General features: G+C 58.7%; 17 protein-coding genes. 15 read left to right on the top strand and 2 right to left on the bottom strand.

The genetic code is table 11. The features are described from left to right. Nucleotides 1–449, top strand: a 449-nt coding sequence (locus AC5RTE_RS04240; RefSeq protein ID WP_494040117.1) for an LGFP repeat-containing protein, incomplete at its 5' end; no start/stop codon positions are given. A gap of 86 nt (nt 450–535) precedes the next feature. Here AC5RTE_RS04240 and AC5RTE_RS04235 read toward each other — a convergent pair. Further along, complete coding sequence (locus tag AC5RTE_RS04235; protein WP_494040116.1) at nt 536–2578, bottom strand: DUF6541 family protein; 2043 nt, start codon at nt 2576–2578, stop codon at nt 536–538. Nucleotides 2579–2689: 111 nt separating this feature from the next. Here AC5RTE_RS04235 and AC5RTE_RS04230 point away from each other — a divergent pair, with 111 nt between their 5' ends. Genes AC5RTE_RS04230 through AC5RTE_RS04220 form a run of 3 tightly spaced genes read left to right on the top strand, consistent with a single transcriptional unit; the run spans nt 2690 to nt 4776 of the window. Then, nucleotides 2690–3469, top strand: a complete 780-nt coding sequence (locus AC5RTE_RS04230) for a glycosyltransferase family 2 protein (RefSeq protein WP_494040115.1) — start codon at nt 2690–2692, stop codon at nt 3467–3469. Continuing rightward, entirely contained in the window at nt 3466–3876 is a 411-nt protein-coding gene (locus AC5RTE_RS04225; protein WP_494040114.1) for a DUF2304 domain-containing protein, read from the top strand. Before AC5RTE_RS04230 ends, AC5RTE_RS04225 begins: the two co-directional genes overlap by 4 nt. Before the next feature lie 3 nt (nt 3877–3879). Then, entirely contained in the window at nt 3880–4776 is an 897-nt protein-coding gene (locus AC5RTE_RS04220) for a glycosyltransferase family 2 protein (RefSeq protein ID WP_494040113.1), read from the top strand. 308 nt (nt 4777–5084) lie between these two features. Here AC5RTE_RS04220 and AC5RTE_RS04215 read toward each other — a convergent pair whose 3' ends face one another. Beyond that, complete coding sequence (locus tag AC5RTE_RS04215) at nt 5085–6968, bottom strand: GH25 family lysozyme (protein ID WP_494040159.1); 1884 nt, start codon at nt 6966–6968, stop codon at nt 5085–5087. Between the two features lie 676 nt (nt 6969–7644). On the opposite strand from AC5RTE_RS04215, the gene AC5RTE_RS04210 reads away from it, so the two are divergent. The 11 genes from AC5RTE_RS04210 to AC5RTE_RS04160 all read left to right on the top strand — a co-directional run bounded on the left by AC5RTE_RS04210 (nt 7645) and on the right by AC5RTE_RS04160 (nt 19882). Continuing rightward, nucleotides 7645–8637: a glycosyltransferase family 2 protein gene (locus tag AC5RTE_RS04210; protein WP_494040112.1), complete on the top strand. Its 993-nt coding sequence runs from the start codon at nt 7645–7647 to the stop codon at nt 8635–8637. Beyond that, nucleotides 8638–10056, top strand: a complete 1419-nt coding sequence (locus AC5RTE_RS04205; protein WP_494040111.1) for a lipopolysaccharide biosynthesis protein — start codon at nt 8638–8640, stop codon at nt 10054–10056. 209 nt (nt 10057–10265) lie between these two features. Further along, nucleotides 10266–12464, top strand: coding sequence for an acyltransferase family protein (locus AC5RTE_RS04200; protein WP_494040110.1), 2199 nt, complete (start codon nt 10266–10268; stop codon nt 12462–12464). 80 nt (nt 12465–12544) lie between these two features. After that, complete coding sequence (locus tag AC5RTE_RS04195; RefSeq protein WP_494040109.1) at nt 12545–14020, top strand: glycosyltransferase family 39 protein; 1476 nt, start codon at nt 12545–12547, stop codon at nt 14018–14020. Between the two features lie 283 nt (nt 14021–14303). Beyond that, nucleotides 14304–15119: a hypothetical protein gene (locus tag AC5RTE_RS04190; protein WP_494040158.1), complete on the top strand. Its 816-nt coding sequence runs from the start codon at nt 14304–14306 to the stop codon at nt 15117–15119. Nucleotides 15120–15435: 316 nt separating this feature from the next. After that, nucleotides 15436–16659, top strand: coding sequence for a TadA family conjugal transfer-associated ATPase (locus AC5RTE_RS04185; protein WP_494040108.1), 1224 nt, complete (start codon nt 15436–15438; stop codon nt 16657–16659). Next, nucleotides 16656–17513, top strand: coding sequence for a type II secretion system F family protein (locus AC5RTE_RS04180; RefSeq protein WP_494040107.1), 858 nt, complete (start codon nt 16656–16658; stop codon nt 17511–17513). Before AC5RTE_RS04185 ends, AC5RTE_RS04180 begins: the two co-directional genes overlap by 4 nt. Beyond that, the gene (locus tag AC5RTE_RS04175) at nt 17513–18451 is read left to right on the top strand and encodes a type II secretion system F family protein (protein WP_494040106.1); all 939 of its coding nucleotides are present in this window, start codon (nt 17513–17515) and stop codon (nt 18449–18451) included. Before AC5RTE_RS04180 ends, AC5RTE_RS04175 begins: the two co-directional genes overlap by 1 nt. 92 nt (nt 18452–18543) lie before the next feature. Further along, nucleotides 18544–18813 carry a hypothetical protein gene (locus AC5RTE_RS04170; protein WP_494040105.1) on the top strand — a complete coding sequence of 90 codons (270 nt, stop codon included), beginning with the start codon at nt 18544–18546 and terminating at the stop codon, nt 18811–18813. 3 nt (nt 18814–18816) lie between these two features. Continuing rightward, nucleotides 18817–19296, top strand: coding sequence for a TadE/TadG family type IV pilus assembly protein (locus tag AC5RTE_RS04165; RefSeq protein ID WP_494040104.1), 480 nt, complete (start codon nt 18817–18819; stop codon nt 19294–19296). Nucleotides 19297–19492: 196 nt separating this feature from the next. Continuing rightward, complete coding sequence (locus tag AC5RTE_RS04160) at nt 19493–19882, top strand: hypothetical protein (RefSeq protein WP_494040103.1); 390 nt, start codon at nt 19493–19495, stop codon at nt 19880–19882. The last annotated feature ends 18 nt before the right edge of the window (nt 19883–19900 follow it).

Here is a 19900-nt window from a genome sequence, read left to right as displayed (position 1 = left end):
AGCGGGGGCGTCTTGGTTACCCGACCTCTGATGAGGTTGGCGGCCTCATTAACGGCGGCGTTTACCAGCTTTATCAAGGCGGCGCCATTAACTGGTCGCCGGCTACTGGGGCGCATTATTCGGTTGGTGCGATCCGCCAGGCGTGGGCGGGAACCGGTTTTGAGCGGGGGCGTCTTGGTTACCCGACCTCTGATGAGGTTGGCGGCCTCATTAACGGCGGCGTTTACCAGCTTTATCAAGGCGGCGCCATTAACTGGTCACCGGCCACCGGGGCGCATTATTCCGTTGGTGCGATCCGCCAGGCGTGGGCGGGAACCGGTTTTGAGCGGGGGCGTCTTGGATACCCCCTCACGGATGAGTACGTCTCGGGCAGCGGCGTCGCCCAGGACTACCAAGGCGGTCGCATCAGCTGGTCCGCTGGTGGTGGAGCAGTCATCACCTACAAATAACGGCGTCTGATCGGTAAGTTCGAGTCGGTGGGCGGTATTCGCCTGTTGTCGAGCTCCTATTTCACCCTGCATCTGTGGAAACGCGGTTAGTCGCAGGCTGTGGTCCTTACCAACCTTGCCTCATCCGAGGTGGCCAGTTCTTCTATTCCCGGCGCAGTGCCAGCGGCCAGGTCGGCCAAACCTGGGAAAGGATCTTCCGTGGGAATGACAGTTTTTGTCCCGAAATCCAAAGCCCAGTAGGCGTTGAGCTTCCGGATTGCCGGGCAAACGTCCTTGTTGTATGCAGCCTCGTCCCAGTGGTCGAGCAAAAGCTGCTCCATCTCAGTTCTTTCACCGAAGATATGCGGGGCGAGGGGCTGTCGATCGGCTAAAGCGTAAACCAGGGACCCACCCGTCAGCGGATTGGCCACCACCACTCCGTCTGGAGGTACATGGCCTTTTACCTCATTGAGGACCTTCAGTTCGTCCTCGTCCAGAAGATCTGACGTGGCACTTGTCGAGAAAATAAACTCCAGCCGCTGTTGTACTTGGGACAAAGTGCCACCCTGGGCGGCCAGCCCCAGCAAAGCGAGAACAATCCAGACGGAAACGACACTAGTGCCTGCGGGCGCCCGGAATTTAAAAGCCCCGACGACGGAGGCGGGTACCATACCCAGTTGCGTTTGCTCTGACGTCGACAGGTGCTTCAGTAGCGTTCTGAAACGCCACACCAGCCACTCGGCTCCGAAAACGACGATGGGAAGAGTTGTTACTGGGAGTAGAGCGGCCAGCCGGAAGCTGTCGTTGTACCAGACACCTGTCAGAAGCGTCCGGAAAGCCCCGGGCGTCCAGCTGGAGACGACCATGTAAAGAACTGCTGCAACTAGGTACATGCCGAGAATCCACCATGTCTGTCGCAACGTTCGGGCGACCACATAAAGGCCAATGACTGTAAGAGTGGCGAGGACCCAAGCCGTAGTGGTCCCCATGGGCGCGCTGCCCAAAATTTCGCCGATAGCCCGGGCATTCGATTGAAAAGGAGTCCATGGTGCTGCGCCAAGGCTCGGTCGGAGAACCAACCAGGCCGTAGCCACCACTGCAAGGTACAAGGTGCCGGCGATCGCCCATCGAACAACGGCGCGCTTCGTTGTGTTGCCCGCTCTCCACTCGGTGAACGCCAATACCAGACGGCCCAACATGACCGGCACCAGAAATCCCAGCATGGCCACCATGGCGCTTGGGTGGGTCAGCACCATCCCGGGGAATGCCGCGCAGAACGCCACTGCCGGAGGAAGGAAGGAAGAAGCAGGGTTCCGTGACATTCCAAGAAGCTCCACCGCCAGTCCCAAAACAACTGGGAGCAGCGCGATGGCAGCGTTGTTCGGGTAGAGGACGCCGAAACCAATCAATAGGTAAGGAAAAGCGCTGAATCCGGCTGAGAGGACGGCGGCTGCAACCAGAGGGATGGGGCGGTATCCCACCAGCCGGGAGACAAGGAACATACATCCCAGCGGCCATACCAAGGCTCCGATGATGATGGTGCCAACGTTCACTACAAGAGGTATGGAACTGCCTGTCAGCATTTGAAGGAGGGCCATCATGTCGTGCATGCCGGCAGGGTAAAAATAGCTTGATGCTTCTGTCAGGTTCCCGACCGTAAGTGACGACCCGACTTGAGTCTGGACGATATGTTGCACGGCGTTGAGATGGTACACATTGTCGAAGGTCTGCGAAAAACTGTCAGGACTGCCGAAGCCGGCTATGAATCGGGCGCTGATGAGTACTGCTGCAAACAGTAGCCCTAACGGCACCGCGAGGACCGACGTCCTCCGGCCCAAGTCCTTTGTGTCCAGGGGTCCGTTGTCCGCAAGATGGAAGCGGCCAAGCTCCTTGTGCATCCACCACCGGCGGAGGCCCCATGCGACCAAGGCCAGCACCGTGCTGATCGCGAAGTAAACCACTGGCGTATAAGGCAAGTGCAGGTAGGGAGCGACGACGGCGGCGCAGGCAGCGACTGTTGTTGATACGGGCGCGGCCAAAGCCGCCAGGTTAAGGCGGCGGACCCCCATGAGTGCAAGTATTGCCAGACCAGGCAGGAAGTAGATCAATGCAGCCGACGCAAACGTCGGAAGGGTCTGCCACCAAGTCATCGATCCAAGCTCCTCATTCTGATTGTCAACCTTACAATTATGCAGGCCTCAGCTTTGATCCACGTTCAGGCGGCACAGGGGGCGGCACGCCCCTTGCTATAGTTTCAAATCATGAGTAACAAGACGCGATCCGGCACGCTCATCATCATGCCTGCCTGGAACGAGGCCGAAGTGATCGGTGACACGGTCCGAAACGTACGGCGTGTTGTTCCCCAGCATGACATTCTCGTCGTGGACGACGGATCCCACGATGATACTGCCCTGATCGCAGAAAAGGCCGGGGCAGCGGTGCTGCGGCTGCCCTTCAACCTGGGAGTTGGCGGCGCTATGAGGACCGGCTTCAAGTACGCCATCCGGAATGGCTACTCTGCTGCCATCCAGGTTGACTCCGACGGCCAGCACGACCCCCACGATATTGACCGAGTACTGGCAGGACTGGCCGAGGCCGACATTTCGATAGGGGCCAGATTTGCCGGCAGGGGCACCTACGAGGCAAAGGGACCGCGCCGTTGGGCAATGTCTGCCCTGGCGAAGGTCATCTCGAAGGTGGCCCGTACTCCGCTGACGGACGTAACCTCCGGATTCCGGGCCGCGAACGAAAAGGCATTGCACCAGTACATTGACCACTTTCCGGCCGAGTACCTGGGAGACACCATTGACTCGCTGGTCGTAGCCATCAAGTCCGGCTGCCGTGTGGTGCAGATTCCTGTAGAGATGAAAGTCCGGCAGGCCGGCACCCCGAGCCACAGTCCCGTAAAAGCTATGATCTACCTTGCGCGTTCCGGACTTGTTCTTTGCTTTGCTCTAGCCCGCAGGCGCCCTCGCGTGCAGTTGGAGTCAGCTGCCCCCCGGCCGGGCGACATTGCCGGAGAAGGAAGTGTTCCCGCGTGAGTGTTGCTTTTTCTTTGGTCACGTCCATCGGGATGGTCCTGGCCGTCCTGCTGATGCTTCGGGAAGGGAAGCTCCGCGAAAAATACGCGGTGCTCTGGCTGGTTGTTGGGGGCCTGACCATAGTTCTGGGGCTATTCCCTAACCTATTGGACTTTGCAGCGTCGGCTGTAGGAGTTCGTGTTCCCGCCAACCTCTTGTTTGCGCTTTCCATTGTGCTCCTGGTGGGCGTGGGCCTCCACGTCTCCCGTGAACTCACCATACTTGAGGATGAGACCCGAATACTGGCCGAAGAAGTGGCGCTTCTGCGGTCAGCAGTGGGCAAGCTTTCGGAAGCCTCGACCCTTGCTGCCAGCCGTCCAACCAATGACCACGCTGCTGAACAGACGCGCGTTCTGAGAGAAGAGTAAAAATTGACCATAGATGTAATGCTGCCCTATTACGGCGACGTGGCGATGATGAAAGCCGCAGTTGACTCCGTGCTTGGCCAGGACGACAGAGACTTTGTGCTGACCATCGTTGATGACGGATACCCCGATGCCGATCTCCCAGCTTACTTTCAGCAGCTGGTTGATTCGGATGACCGGGTTCGCTACTTCCGCAACGAAACCAACCTGGGCGCCAACGGCAACTACAAGAAGTGCTTGAGCCTGGTCCGGCACGACGTCGTCGTTGTCATGGGGGCGGACGACATCATGCTGCCCAACTATGTGGGCGCAGTTCGAAAGGCTTTCCAGAACCCCGAGGTCATGATATTCCAGCCCGGTGTCGAAGTGATAGACGAAAAGGGAGCCGTCTATGAGCCGCTTGGCGACAAGGTGAAAGCGGGCCTTCGACGTCTGGCGGTCGGTGGGTCGTCCGAAGCAATCATCGCTGGAGAGCCCATAGCAGAAAGCCTCATCACGGGTGACTGGCTGTACTTCCCGTCCGTTGCATGGCGGGCCGAAGCGATCCTCAAACACGACTTCAGGGAACAGTACAACGTGGTCCAGGACATTGCGCTGGCAATGGACATCATCATGGACGGTGGCAAGATGCTCGTATCTGACACCGTTTGCTTCCAGTACCGGCGCCACCGCGATTCTGATTCCTCGGTTCGGGCACTCGATGGTCGCCGCTTTGCAGAGGAACGCGCTTTTTTCGATGAGTGCGCTCGCGACTTCGCCAAGCTGGGTTGGAACAAAGCCGCCCGTGCTGCCCGGCTTCATTTGACGTCCCGGCTCAATGCTGTTTCCCTTACGCCCAAGGTGGTCAGTAAAGGAATGTGGCCCGGCCTGGGCAAGCTTGTAAGGCACGCCTTCCGCCCGTAGCCCCGTTTCTACGGGGGCGCCTCCAATAATCTCAAATCGCCCGGCCGGGAAATACCGGCCGGGCGTCTTTGTGCGTGGACATAGTATCGCCGAGGTGTGTCAGAACGCATTGTTCCAAACGATGAGCTATTTTGGCTGCAATGATGCCGTCATGGCTGTTGGGAGTGGACGTGGTTGGAAACGCGACGGCCGTTGCAACTGCACAAAAGTTGTGAAAGTTGCAACGGCCGTTTGACCGGGCAGCAATGACGAGGCCCGTCAGTCTGACCCTTTCGCGTTATGCGGGACGAGTTCCCGAACTTGCTAGGTCATCGGCGCCGGACGCCGGTTTCGGCTGTCCATTCCAGCGTCCCCATCTGGAAGGTCTGGTAGCAGACACCCGCAGAGCTGCAGGTCTCGGTGCCGGTCGGGTATCCCAAGGGTCCGTTTTCCCAACCCGACTGGCCCCAGTAGGTTGCGATCGCTCCGGCGCGCGTCATGTAGGCTCCGGTTGCAGGAGACCAGTGTATCTGGCCTCCCTGGAACGATTGGTAGCAGCCACCGTCCTTAAGGCCGCACGTTTCTGGTCCGGTCGGATATCCAAGCAGACTGGCTTCATAGCCTTTGGCGGCCCATTCAGCCCTAATCGCTCCGTTTCGCGTAGGTTGAGCACCGGTTCGGGCACTCCAGTGAATCTGGCCGTGTTGGAAGGACTGGTAACACCCGCCGTCTTTAAGCCCGCACACCTCGCTGCGGGTTGGATATCCGAGTACGCCATTTTCGGCGTTGCCTGCAAGCCACCGACCTCGAATTGCTCCCGCACGCGTTAGTTGGGCACCTGTAGTGGCGGTCCAGTGTATTTGGCCGTTTTGATAGGACTGGACGCATCCATTGTCCTTGAGTCCGCAAAGCTCGGGCGACGTTGGGTATCCCAGTGGGCCGGACTCGAATCCATTGGCTGCCCATGCGCTCCGAACTGCACCGTAGCGTGACGTCTGGGCGCCGGTTTTGGCGCTCCAATGGATCTGCCCGCCCTGGTAGGACTGGTAGCACCCGCCGTCTTTAAGACCGCACTGTTCGCCACTGGTCGGATATCCAAGGACGCCATTTTCGAAGCTGCCCGCGGCCCATACGGCGCGTATGGCCCCGTGGGGGGAAAACTGGGCACCTGTTTGCGGGGACCACATGATGGCGCCGCCTTGGAACATTTGGTAGCAGCCGCCATCCTTGAGTCCGCATTGTTCACCGCTTGTGGGATAACCCATTGCGCCGTTCTCAGCACCCGCCAGGCGGTATAGGGACCGGATGGCACCCGCACGGGAGATCCACGCCCCAGTTGATTGGGACCAAAGCGCTTCACCGTTCCGAAAGCTCTGATAACACCCGTTATCTTTGATCCCACACACGATACTGCTCCGGGGAGCGCCGAGCGGCATAGGTTCTGCAAGGCTTGAGATCGCATTCTCTCCCGCATTCAGCGGCCGCCCGTAAGCGAAAGCCTTCAGCTGGGCGTAGGTTCCATTCCATACGTTGGAGTCGCCTACGTAGGGGCCCTCTGGCGAATATTGCCAGATGCTGTACGCTGCCCAGCCATTAGGAAGAGTTCCGGGAGCCGTCGCGTAGCTCGCCAGATGCAGTGGGTGGTCGGAGAAGCCCCCGTTATTTGCAGTACAGGTTTTCCACCAGTCAGTAGTCGTATAAATTGCGGGCTTACGCCCGGTTAGCGCCACCATAGTGTTTGAAAAGTCCCGAATCCAACTGACCATCTGGCTTGCGGTCATGTTGTAGCAGGTGTTGCCCAGAGCCTGGTAGGGGTTGTATTCGATGTCGAGGAGCGGCGGAAGGGTCATTCCGTCAGCCGACCAGCCTCCGCCCCGGGAGACGAAGTACCGCGCCTGGTCCGCCCCTGAGGATGTGCTGGGCGTGGCAAAGTGATATGCCCCGCGGATCATGCCCGCGTTGTAGGACCCGGTGTACTGGCTTGGGTATTCGCTGTTGGTGTAAGTGGTTCCTTCGGTAGCCTTGACGTAAGCGAAGCGAGCTCCCTGGTTAAATTGCCCGTCCCAGTCAATTCCTGGCTGCCAGCTGCTGACGTCCACGCCTTGAATGCCGGGCGGCTTCCATGTGTTGTACGCCTCCGACGACAGGGTCTTGCTCCCTGGCTGGGAGGGCTCTTCTATATCGCCTGAGACAGCCCGAAAACCGGCTCCCATGTACGCCCCGCCCTGCCCCATCTCGGCTTCGAGCGCGGCGGCGTCGGCAGGGGACAGCGGCATGACACCGGAACGGGCGGGATTCGGATTCGGTTCCACGCCGGCCGGTGCGGTTGCCGGAGGCGCCGCTTCCGATGCCTGTTTTGTAGCGGGTTCTGTTGGAGGTATAGAAGTTCCACTGCTCGGATCTGGGGCGGTAACCGTCTGTGAGGTTGTTGACGAAGAGGTAGCAGTGGGCGATGGCAGCGGCGTGGCTACCGCGGACTGGATTGCGATCGAGCTTCCCAGGACCCCAACGACGGCAGCGGCACATGCTGCTGATAGCACTGGCCTTACTCGCCTGCGTTGAGCCCTTTTCGTGTGCCAGCTCTCGTTTTTGCGCTTGGGCATTTTCATAGTACAACTCCGGAACGAGCTCCCTCGGGCAACCGCGTGAGACCTTGGCGGCCGTGAGGATAGGGACAGGGCAGTGGCGGTTACGTCGACGTCGTCAACGCCCCCTAAAAGCTGATTCAAGATAGCACTCCTGAGGCGCTTGTTACTAGGGTTGCTGGTGTGACGTGACAGCTCTCTTGCAGTTCGATGAAACCGGTAGAGTAGATCTGCTGCCGCGGACGTCCGGCAGGACGGTCGACCCTCTGAAGGGTCGGTTCCGTGTGCATAAGTAAGGACTTTCATGCCCATCAGGACCAGCCTCGTCATGCCTCTCTACAACGGCCGCTCCACGGTGGAGCGTGCCATTCGGAGCGTGCTGGCCCAAGACCGGGATGACTGGGAATTGCTGGTTGTCGATGACTGCTCTACCGACAACAGCTCAGACTTAGTACGCACTCTTGTGGAGGCGGAACGGGATGACAGAATCCGGCTGCTACGGCAGGAGCGGAACGGGGGCCCCAGCGCAGCCCGCAATGCTGGCATCGCAGAGGCCAGAGGTGAATTCATTGGTTTCCTGGACTGCGATGACGAGCTGCTGCCAAATTACCTCGCCACAATGGAAGCCCATATGGCAGAGGACATCGACATCGTCGTTGCGGCTCACGTGGCGCAGACTCCGGCGGGCCGGCAGTACCCACGACCAGATTCCGCCCAGGGTCTGCTGACCGGGCTGGAAACCGTGGATTTTGCCCTGCAAGGCAAGCTATGGAACTTCCTTCACGCCAAGGTTTATCGGCGTTCCCTGTTCGACAACTTTTCGTTTCCTGACGACCTTGTCCGCTACGAGGACCTGGTAGTGAATGCCATCGCCTACTCTTACAGCCGCCGTGTACGGATTGTTCCAACACCTGTGTACGTCTACCACGTCCAAGCCCGGTCGCTCACTTGGAGCCAGGAGCCGACTATGGCATTCGTAGACGGACCGCTCAACTCCGTGCGTTCTGGCCTGAACCCCGAGTTGATTAGGCAGGTCAAGGCTCGTTCGTGGAACACGTTACGCACTTTTCTGGGAGTGCTTACTATCTCGGGCGGATTATTTGCGGGAAGCCCCAAGCACAGTATCGACAAAATTATCCGATATGTCCGCGAGGACCTTTCAGTTCGTGACCTTGTCGACGCGACAGTTGCGGCACCCCATATAGGAATATCGGCGATGCTTATAAAGGTCTTCCCGGCCCTTTACGCGAAACTCTATCTCTGGCATGTCCGGCGAACTTTCGATATGGAAAAATAAATGGCTGCTGAATCGCGGTTGGCGGGGGAGACGCATCCAGCGGCTGTACCAGCGCACCACCGACTCCTGTACCTCATCGCCGCTGTAGCCCAAGGTATCGGTGCGGTCGCGGTCCAGCCCTTCGCCATTCGTTTGCTTGACCCCCAGCAGTGGGGGCAAGTTAGTTTCTCTCTGTCCTTTATTTCGATCGGTCTGATAGCTCTTTCGGCTGGACTTCCAATGGTCCTGAGCACGCTGTACTTCAACCCTGATAGGGGGCCAGACAAAGCGCGGTCGCTCAACGGTTTCGGCGTGGGCTTCAGCATTATGGGTGCCAGCCTGGCGGCGTCCATCTTTGCCCTCGTTGCGTTTGCCAACGGTACAATTGCTAACGTTGTGCCGTATCTAATTTCCATAGGCATCATTGGCCTCCACGGGATCACGCAAATGTCCCTGGCCTACTTGCGTTCCGAGCACAGGGCCCTTGCGTTCGTGGTCATCACAGTGGTTGCCACCGTTCTCGGGCATGTTGCCGGACTGCTGGCAATTATTTCCATCGCTCCGACTGCGACTGTATACATGGGGAGCTTTGCCGTATGTGTTGTGGTGGCGTCGGTGGCAGGGGTTGTGGTCAGCAAGCCCGGCGCACCGTTCAGGTATCGGGAATCGCTCAAAAACGCCGTCAGAACGTCTTTACCTGTTTTACCTCACAGCATCGCGCTCGTGCTGATGCTACAAGGTGAGTCGGTCCTAATAACGATTCTGAGGGGCGAGGAGCTTGTTGGGCGGTACAACGCTGTAATGCCCTTGGCGTTGGGTCCCCTTGCCGTCATTATGGCCCTTTCCAACGTATGGCAAACAACCATTTTTTCCCACCGCGGCGTCGATAACACCGGCCAAGTCGGAAAAGTGCAGCGGGAAGCAGTTTTCGTTGGTTTCATGCTCACTTTGGGCGGTAGTGGCGTGGCAGTGTTGGCAACTCATGTGCTGGTGAATGATCCCGAGCCAGTCCTCCTCCTTTTAGCCCGGACCCTGCCGCTTCTTGGCTATGGGTACGTTGTCTTCCTCATTTCGACTTCGCAGTTGTTTGCCATCGGAAAAACACGACTCATGGCTGTGGTCACGCCCTGCATTGCCATCATCGGTCTGGGGCTTGCGTTCTTTCCGGCCGGCAGCGGGGACCTGCTGCTGCTGGGCATCATTAAGGTGGTTTCGTATCTGCTTCTGGGGATTGTTTACGTGTTCGTAGTCCGGCGCTATGACCGCACGCTTGTTGACTTGGGATTGATGCTGAAAGGCATGGCTGCGGCCGTCACCGTTACTGTATTGATGCTGCTGGTGCCGGACTCCCTAGCTTGGGGCATCGGCAGCGCCGCTGCCACCTGCGGTTTAGGCCTTGTGGCCGGTGCCGTTTTACTGAAGCGGCAGAGGACCTCTTAGATTCCTAGCCCAATATGTGCCCGCAAGTTCCGCAGGTAAGATAAACGGGCATACCTAACCAGGGCAGCACTTTTTTGCGGCTCATGTTGCTCTCGTGTCCAAGGACGAAGAGCGAACCCCCGCAGTGTCCCAGTAAACAGGTTGTATCACTACTGCCATCTCTATGGCGAAATTCAGCTACCTTCCGCAGGAGGCAAAAGACTTTGTCATTGACATCGATAGCGGGCTCAACTCTGGAGCCGGATACATCCCTTGCAAAAGGGGATATTGCAACGGAGCCTGGCCGCAAAAACCGGGAGAAGCCGGGACTTCGTCCGGATATTCAGGGCCTCCGCGCTGTTGCTGTTCTTGCGGTTATTGCTGAGCACCTGTTCCACTGGCCGATAGGCGGTTTTGTAGGTGTTGACGTCTTCTTTGTCATCTCCGGGTTCCTGATCACGGGGCTCCTTATCCGTGAATGGGAGCGTACAGGGACAATATCCTTTGCCAATTTTTATAAACGACGAGTAAAACGAATATTGCCCGCTTCGCTGCTTGTTATAGTGGCAACTTTACTTGCTGCTCGAGCACTGTTCGCTGCACCACGCTTTAGCGAAACGCTAGCCGATTCCGTCTGGGCAGGACTGTTCTCCGCTAATTGGCGATTCCTTCTGCAAGGCAGTGATTACTTCCAGGCTGACGGTCCCATTTCGCCATTACGCCATTACTGGTCGCTCGCCGTGGAGGAGCAGTTCTACTTTGTCTGGCCATGGATCATGCTAGCAGCCCTGGTTTTTCTTGGTCGACGGGGCATGTCGCCGTCCCGCTCCCTCCAGGTAGCTGCCATTTTGATCGGCGTCGTGAGTCTGTGGTCCTTCAGCTTGGCCGCCCTCGAGACCGCTTCCGACCCCGGTGCCGCTTACTACTCGTCACTGACCCGAGTGTGGGAGCTTGGTGGGGGTGCTTTATTGGCCTTCGCCACTCCGTTATGTGAGCGTATACCGAAGAAGCTGCGGCCCGTCTTGGCCAATGCCGGGCTTCTTGGCATTGTCACATCCATTTTTGTCCTTACTCCCAACAGTGCTTTCCCTGCGCCCGGAGCACTGTTGCCCGTTCTTTCCACAGCGCTGCTTATTGGAGCTGGCTGCGGGGGATCGCAGAGGTACCTCTTTGTCCTCACTAATCCAGTTAGCCGGTATCTGGGCGACATCTCGTTCAGCCTATATCTATGGCATTTCCCGGTTATCGTCTTCCTAGGGGCGTTGCTTTCTGCCCAAAGCAGCTTCTACTTCGCGATGGTGCTTTTCGTGACCCTTGGTCTCTCGGTCTACTCGTACCGTCTGGTAGAGGATCCCATCCGAAAAAGCTCATGGTTGTCGTCGAGCTCGAAAGACACAACTTCGAAAACGCTGGGTGCGCGTCGAAAACGACGTGCTGCGCGAAGAAATCTCCTACAGGCCTGTGCTGGACTGGCAGTGTTCCTTGTGGTGGCGACGGGTGCCATGGCGGTGAAGATTGCAGTGGTTCCGGCCTCCGATGCAGTTGCGCCGCTCTCAGAAGCGAGGGCGGGGTTCCCCGCAGCGCCCGTGGACGGACCCGCAGGAAAGTCTCTTCAAAAAGAGCTTGCCGCGGCCGTGCCGGAAACCTCCTGGCCACGATTCGAACCCTCGCTGGAAGAACTCATGTCCGAGGACCCTCACCCAGAGCGTGTTTTGCAGTGCGGTTCGCCAGGCAATCATTCTGCCGAGGAATGCACATTTGGTCCTGCTGACGCCACCAGACAGGCAGTCCTAGTAGGCGACTCAATCTCTCAACGATGGGCGATTCCCCTTACTAGGCTTTACGCAGAAAGTGGCTGGAACATTCGTATCTTTGGCCGGCCCGGGTGTCCTTTCAACGACTACCCGATGGTTAAGTCGGCGGAGGAACAGTCCAGCTGTCAGGAGCGCAAGCAACAGGCAGTTGACTTCATCCAACGAACTAAGCCAGACCTTGTCATCGTCGGCAACACTATGGTTCCCGAACGGATGTCAACGACAGGCAATGAGGCTACCGCCTCTGATTGGCAAGCGGGAATGACCTCAATTCTTGACAGAATTTCGGCTTCCAAACAAAGGCTGATCCTAAGTCCGCCCCCCTTTGATAAGGACGTCCGGGAATGTTACACGCCTGTGGGAGGCCCGAGGGACTGCTTGGGTACGGTTACGTCTTTGTGGTACGACATTGCCAGGGCTGATACCGCAGCAGCAGAGGCCAGCCGGAGTGTCTACTTGGATACCCGCTCGCTGTTTTGCACTCCGGACGACTCTTGTCCGAGCTTTGCCGGCGGGATCCCCGTCAAGAAGGACCATACGCACCTGACGATGCCGTACGGCTACCACATACAGGACGCGCTGGAGGAACTGCTAGACAAGCGAGGGCTCCTCTAGTATCGCCCGCGAAAGGGCCACACCCGCGCGGCATGTTGAGGTCGAAGATCCCTTTCTGGCGGCGCCGCTAGGATTGATCGGTGACTAAACCGCGGACCGCCTCTTGCTTGGCCGGGCTGGTGGCCTTCTTATACTCCGGCATAGGATTATGGCGACCAAGTTTCTGGACAGATGAAGCAGCAACCCTCAGCGCTGTAAGGCGCAGTCTTCCGGAATTGGTGGCCATGCTTGGCAGCATCGATGCTGTGCACGGACTCTATTACCTTTTCATGTTCGGCTGGACCCGTATTTTAGGCTATTCCGAGTTCGCTGTGCGTTTGCCCAGTCTTGTTGCCATCGCCTTCTCCGCCGTGATGATGGTCGAGCTTGGCAGGAAGCTCTCAAGCGTTAGATTTGGGATCTTCGCAGCCGCTTTTTTGGTGGTCATGCCGAGGACACAGTACGTGGCAACGGACGCACGGTCATATGCCCTGACGGTCCTTGGGGCAGTTGCAGCCACATATGTCTTGGTGTCGATTCGTGAGCGTCCCAGTACTACTAAGTGGGTGCTTTACTCAGCCATTGGCGCAGTCAGCGTTGGCCTATCCTTTTATGTTGTCTTCCTGTTCGTTGCCCATGCCGTGACGTTACTTTTGGACCCCAGCCTGCGGAAAACCTGGCGCGGACTAACGGCAGCTTCAATTGGGTGGCTTGCTCCCGGGCTTGTTATAGCAGGCACCGCCAGCCAGCAGCAGTTTCAGATTTCGTGGATCCGCCCTGTGGGGCCATCTTTCTTGTTTGAGTTCTCAGTGCTGCAATTTTTTGCAGATGGCTACTTTGCCAAGGACGGTCTAGTGGCACCGCTACCCACTCCGGGTGAGGATTTCTCCATGGTTGCACTGGCATGCTTGCTGTGGACAGCCGCTGCTTTTGGATTGGTCCTGAGCAGAGGACACTTTGTTGTCCTTCTCGCCGTTCCTTGGCTCGTCGTCCCGGCAACAGCGGTTATTGGTGGTTCTCTCCTTACGGGAGGAAACTACTACCTGCCGCGCTACCTGTCCTTTGAACTGCCCGCATTGGCAATCCTGGCAGCAGCTCCTGCAGTTGCTCTTCATCTGCCAAGTGCCATTTGCCGCATCAAGTCTGCAGTGGCGGTTAGCGTTTCGGCCGCTTTGGTGGTCGCCATTCCCTCCTATCTCGGCCAGAGAACCCAGTTCGGTCGCGACCCCCAGGACGATTTCCGCTACATTGCGGAATCAGTGGAATATTTGTCTTCACCAGGGGACGCCTTCGTGATAAGTCCCGCGCAAGGACTCGCAAGTCAGGCTTATCCTGACAGCTTCGAGGGTCTGGCTGATCCCACACGGGGGATAAGTGCGGCCCAATGGCAACGAATTTTCGATCAAAGACTCGACGTGGCCTCCTCCGCAGCTAAAGTTCTCCAGCACCCGACAATTATCTTGGTTGAAAAGTCTAGTGAATCACTTATGGCTCAGGAACTTATGAAGCTCGGTTACGCACCGGGGGAGTCCCGGCGAGGACCTGCAACGACTGTGACCAGATACAGCCGCAACTAGTCCGAAAACTAGCGCCGCTTTGGATAATCACTTACCCAGTGACAAAAACTCGTGACAGAGTCTCACCTGCAGAACGTCTAAAAGTGTGCGAAAGTCATTTCAGTTGGCGCAAGTGCCTGCAACCCCTGGTACCGACAAGGACCGGGGCCGAGAAATAGGGGAACAACTTTTGAAGCTGAAATCGACCTTGTTGACTGCTCTCGCCACCGCGGTGCTATTAGCGGGCGGATCTGCGGCCCAAGCAACCACAGATCGACCGGGCAATGCTCCGGGGAACATCCGGATGGCTACGACTTATTACCCAATGGGAGGAGCAATAGGTCAGTACTGGTACGCCAACAATGGCGGGCATTGGTACGGTCAACCCATTTCTTACGAATATGGAGACGGCAGCGGATGGCGTGCCCAAGACTTTGAACAAGGAACAATAGTCTGGAGTCCTTCATACGGAACCTACGGCGTCCGTGGAGCAATTTTCGGCGATTGGGACTACCGTGGAGGCGCGTACTGGGCGGAGGTCGGCCAGCCAAAGACAGAGGAACACGATGTTCCCGGAGGTCGCGTTCAGGACTTCACGAGCGGTTGGTACCTCTGGTCGCCCTGGTCTGGCGCGCACCCTGTGCGCGGGGGAATTGCAAGTTCATGGTGGAACGCCGGAGGCCCTTCTTCAGTCCTCGGGTATCCGCTTGATGCAGAAAGCTACTCGTACCGAAACGGTGCGAGTCAGAAGTTCCAGCGCGGCTACTACTACTGGTCCGCGGGAACGGGGACGCATTCAGTGCGCGGAGGAATTTTAGGACGGTGGGACTCCGTCGGGAGCGTCTACACCTACGGATATCCGCGGACTGAGGAAATCTGGGCCCCGGGCGGTACCTACCAAGTGTTCGAAGCGGGTACCGTCGCTTGGAACAACTCAGTCGGCGACGCATTCGGAGTCGAAGGTGGCATTGGCGCTGCCTGGTGGAACAATGGCGGCCCCAGCGGTCGTCTGGGGCTGCCGCGAACAAGCGAATACTATGCGGGGTCCGGTGCTTGGGCCCAGTCCTTTGACCGGGGAACCATCTATTGGTCCTCTACTCGGGGAACCTGGGTAGGCTAGCCGATCAAGTAGCGTTTTATATCCGCCTTAAGGTCGCCCGACCTGCTGCCGCCGCGGCACCAGTCCCAGTCATTGCCCTAACGGGCTGGAACTGGTGCACACGGGGAGCGACGTCCACAAGAATAACCAATCCGAGTTTCAGGAGGGGCTACGCCATGAGGTCCGTTGTTCGCCTGCAGCGGATGCCCTGGAAAAGATTTTGTTCAGCTTTTTATCCACACTTTGCCCAATGCGGCTTGTTGCAAAGCTTGGCGCTCCTTAGTCTTTATCCCAGTTGCACTGCCTCCGCCGGAGGCGGCAGTTGTATTGGGGAACTATGGACGCATTGGGGATTGTCGAGGACGAAGTCCGCGAGCTGATTCGTCGCCGTGGGCTTGACCCGCTGCAGCAGGCAGGAGAAGTGCGCCGCCTCGTAGATGCGGCGGTATCAGACTATGACGAGCGGGCACTGATGGGTCCGTTGCCTCCGATTGGCCCTCTTGATGCGGCGCGTAGGTTTCTCTTCGACGCCGTGGCAGGGTTCGGCGTCCTCCAGCCGCTCCTGGATGATCCGACGATCGAGGAAGTCTGGATCAACTCGCCCAATGAGATCTACGTAGCCCGCAACGGCGAATCCGAGTTGACCTCCCTCAGTCTGACGGAGCAACAGGTGCGGGATCTGGTCGAAAGGATGCTCAAAAGCTCCGGCCGCCGGTTGGACATGTCGTCGCCCTTCGTGGATGCAGCCCTGCCTGACGGGTCGAGGTTGCACGTAGTCATCCCTGACGTAACGCGGAGGCATTGGGCAGTTAACATCCGGAAGTTCGTGGTCAAGGCCAGCCGGCTGGAACATCTGGTCGAGCTCGGTACGCTGACGCCGCAGTCGGCCCGGTTCCTCGGTGCCGCCGTTTCCTCCGGGCTCAACATCCTGGTCTCAGGAGCGACCCAAGCAGGTAAGACTACGATGCTTAACTGCCTCGCGGCCAGCATCGGGAGCCGGGAACGGGTGATCACTGTTGAGGAGATTTTCGAGCTGCAGTTCCCACTTCGGGACGTTGTTGGGTTGCAGTGCCGCCAGCCCAACCTGGAAGGCGAGGGTGAGATACCACTGCGTCGGCTGGTGAAGGAAGCACTCCGCATGCGTCCGGACCGGCTGGTAGTGGGCGAAGTCCGGGAAGCTGAAAGCCTCGACATGCTGATTGCGCTGAACTCAGGCTTGCCCGGCATGTGCACTGTCCACGCAAATTCCGCGCATGACGCAGTCACGAAAATCTGCACACTCCCGTTGCTGGCCGGCGAGAACATCTCCAGCGCCTTCGTTGTGCCGACTGTCGCTTCGTGCATCGACCTTGTGGTGCATTGCAGCCGCCGAGCTGACGGGCGCAGGGAAGTGACAGAAGTCCTCGCCCTCGGCCGACGAGTGGAAAACGGCATCATCGAATCGTCACCGGTGTTCACCATGGAGGACGGGGCACTGCAACCACGGCCCAACTCCATGCCGGCACAGGAAAAATTTGCCCGGGCAGGGTACGACGTCGCGGCGTTGCTGGACCCGCGATGATCTCAACTCTTCTGGGAGTTACTGCGGGGACAGGGCTTTTCCTGATCTGGTGGTCCTTTTGGGAGTCGCCGAAACCAGCGCTTCCCAAGCAAAAGACCAGCCGTCTCGGGGACCTGCTGGCTGGAGCTGGAATCGAGAAGGTTTCTGCGTCTGGACTGGTGGGAACCTGCCTGGGGCTTGGGCTTTTTGTAGTGCTAATCTTTTTCGCCGTAACGCGTTCCTGGCCGATCTCCTTTTGCTTCGGCCTCTTTGCGGCTTGGCTTCCCATAACCGTTCTCCGCTGGAGGGCAAAGAAGAGGAGCGCGTTGCTGCGGACGCTCTGGCCCGACATCGTCGACCACCTGCGATCCGCAATTCGCGCCGGGCTTCCGCTGCCGGAGGCGCTTATTCAGCTCGGTGAAAAAGGACCTGAAGAGCTCCGGCACGTCTTCCGGGATTTCGGTGCTGACTACCGGGCGGGCGGCCAGTTCGAAGCGTCGCTCAACCAACTCAAGCACCGGCTGGCTGATCCTGTGGCGGATCGGATCGTTGAAGCGCTGCGCCTTACAAGGGAAGTTGGAGGCTCAGACCTCGGAAAGCTCCTCGGAACTCTGGCCGAGTTTCTGCGGGAAAACGCCCGTACCCGCAGCGAACTGGAGGCACGTCAGTCCTGGACAATCAACGCGGCACGGCTCGCCGTTGCCGCGCCCTGGATCGTCATGATGCTCCTTGCCACCCGGCCGGAGGCAGTCCAGGCCTACAACACACCAGTGGGAGCTGCGGTTCTGCTGGGCGGCTTGGTCGTCTCCTTGGTTTGCTACTCCCTAATGCTTCGGATCGGGGCGCTTCCCCAAGACGAGAGGGTGCTCAGGTGATGGCAATTTCACCCCCGGCAGTGGTGTGCGGAATCCTGATGGGCGTTGGTCTATGGTTGATGATTTTTCGGTCTCCCTTCATGCGTGCTGTCACGTTTTCGGAGCGCATTGAACCACAGCTAAAGTCCCAAAATCTTGAATCCAGGCTGTTGAACACCGGGGAACACAACCTGGCGCCCTTCGGCCCGCTCGAACGGATACTTCGGCCAATATTGCGCGACGGTCTGGCGGCACTTGGCCGACTGAATCCCGTATCAAAAGCTACGGCCCGCAGACTGGCGCAAGCGGGAATCAACAAGTCGCCTGTTGACTTCCGCGCTGAACAGCTCTTGTGGGCGGCAGCCGGCTTCGCTATCTCGATCGTCTTCATCGTCCTCGGTGCGGCTTCCGGCAGATTCAACCCGGTCCTGGCGGCCGTTGCTGTTCTTGGCAGTGCCATAGGCGGGTTCATGTTCCGGGACTACTGGCTTGGTTCACAGATTCGCCGCCGGGAGTCGAAAATGATGGCGGAGTTCCCCAGCCTGGCAGAACTGATGGCGTTGGCAGTCAGCGCGGGGGAGAGCGCAACAGGAGCTCTGGACCGGGTGTGCCGCAGCGCCAAGGGTGAGCTTACGAAGGAATTTTCAAAGGTTCTCACTGAAACGCGCGCAGGTAAACCGCTGATCCAGGCGCTTCAAGAGTTCTCGGCAAGGACGGACCTGGCGCCGCTCGTCCGCTTCGTGGACGGCATTGTCGTGGCTGTAGAGCGTGGAACGCCATTGGCTGATGTTCTCCGTGCCCAAGCCCAGGATGTACGTGATACCGCTAAGCGCGAGCTTATGGAGGCAGCCGGCAAGAAGGAAATCGCCATGATGGTACCGCTCGTATTTGGTGTGTTGCCCCTGACTGTGGTTTTTGCGGTCTTCCCGGGCATCGCCGCGATCAACCTGGGCCTCTAGAGATCAGACACAAACCGAAACACCAAAAGAACCAAAGCGGAAATGGAATCAGGAATGGGACGGAAATGACGGAGAAAATGGGGATTCGCTGCATGGTACTGTTCCTGGCGGTCATGGCGACGCTGCTTCCTGGAGCTGGCAGCAGGAAGGAAAAACACATTCGGGGCACGGCGGGGGTCCATGTATCCCGTCCCCGCCGCTTTCGCAGCCTCACTGCGGGCGACAACCCGGAAAGGGGTGACGTCCCGGGCTGGGTCATGATCACCTTGATGTCCGCTGTCCTCGTAGCGGCGCTGCTGGCGCTCGCAGGTCCGGCGCTGGAAGCCATGTTCAACCAGGCCATGGACAAGGTCGGAAGCTAACCGATGTCACCGTCCACCCACGGTTGGACCACCAACCGCGCTCTGGACATCCGCCGAAAAGATAGGCCCTGGGGCAAGTCAGCCCAGGACAGGTCATCCCAGCGGGAGGCCGCGTCGCGGGAGCGAGGCTCTGCCGTGGTTGATTTTGTCCTGGTCGGCAGCCTGCTCACGCTGTTCTTCCTTGCGATCATTCAGCTGACACTGGTCCTGCACGTGAGGAACACGCTGATCGACGCGGCGGCCTCCGGTGCACGCTATGGGACTCTTGCTGACCGAAGTGCCGCGGACGCGGAAGAACGGACCCGCAGCCTTATTCAGTCCGCCCTCAACGCAGGCTTTGCGCAGCAAGTGAGCACCAGTGAGGTTACGTACCAGGGCCTGCGGACTTTGGAAGTGACCGTCCGTGCCCCGATGCCGGTGATCGGTCTTATCGGTCCCCGAAACTTGCTGGAGGTGAAAGGTCATTCCGCCGTGCAGCCTTAACCCGCTCCTGAAACCCCTTCGTGCCCGTTTGATGATTGCCCTCTGCCGTGAACCGCGAGTTGCAGCGGCCAGCCCCTTCGCTCAGCACGAGTCACCGTGTCCAACAAAAGTCACACCCCACCAAGAAGGTTCGCACCGCAAACAATCCGCGCCGCGGAAGCCGGGCGCCGAAAGCCATGAACGGGGGAGCGCGGTAGTGGAGTTCACTTTCCTTGCGCTCCTGCTGATGGTTCCGCTCGTGTACTTCATCATCACGATGAGCCAAATTCAGGGCGGCTCATTTGCAGTCGTCGGCGCAGCTGACCAGGCCGCCAAAGTCTACATAGCGCAGCCAGACCCGGCCACCGCCCAGGCAGCAGCTGAACAGGCGGTGGCGATCGCGCTCGCCGACTTCGGGCACCAGCCGGAACAGGCGAGGGTAGCAACGGCCTGTAGTGCCGCAGACTGCCAGGCGCCAGGCAGCACAGTCACCGTAACCGTGGGCCTCACGGTGCCCCTCCCGTTCCTGCCGTTTAATGACGACTTACGCCTCAACGCCAGTGAAGTGGAGGCGTCGTCGACGCAACTCGTGGGCAGGTTTCGGTGAAAGCAGTGACCAAGGATG

This window comes from Arthrobacter sp. K41 (genome assembly GCF_059089645.1).
This window is presented reverse-complemented; position numbering and strand designations above follow the sequence as displayed.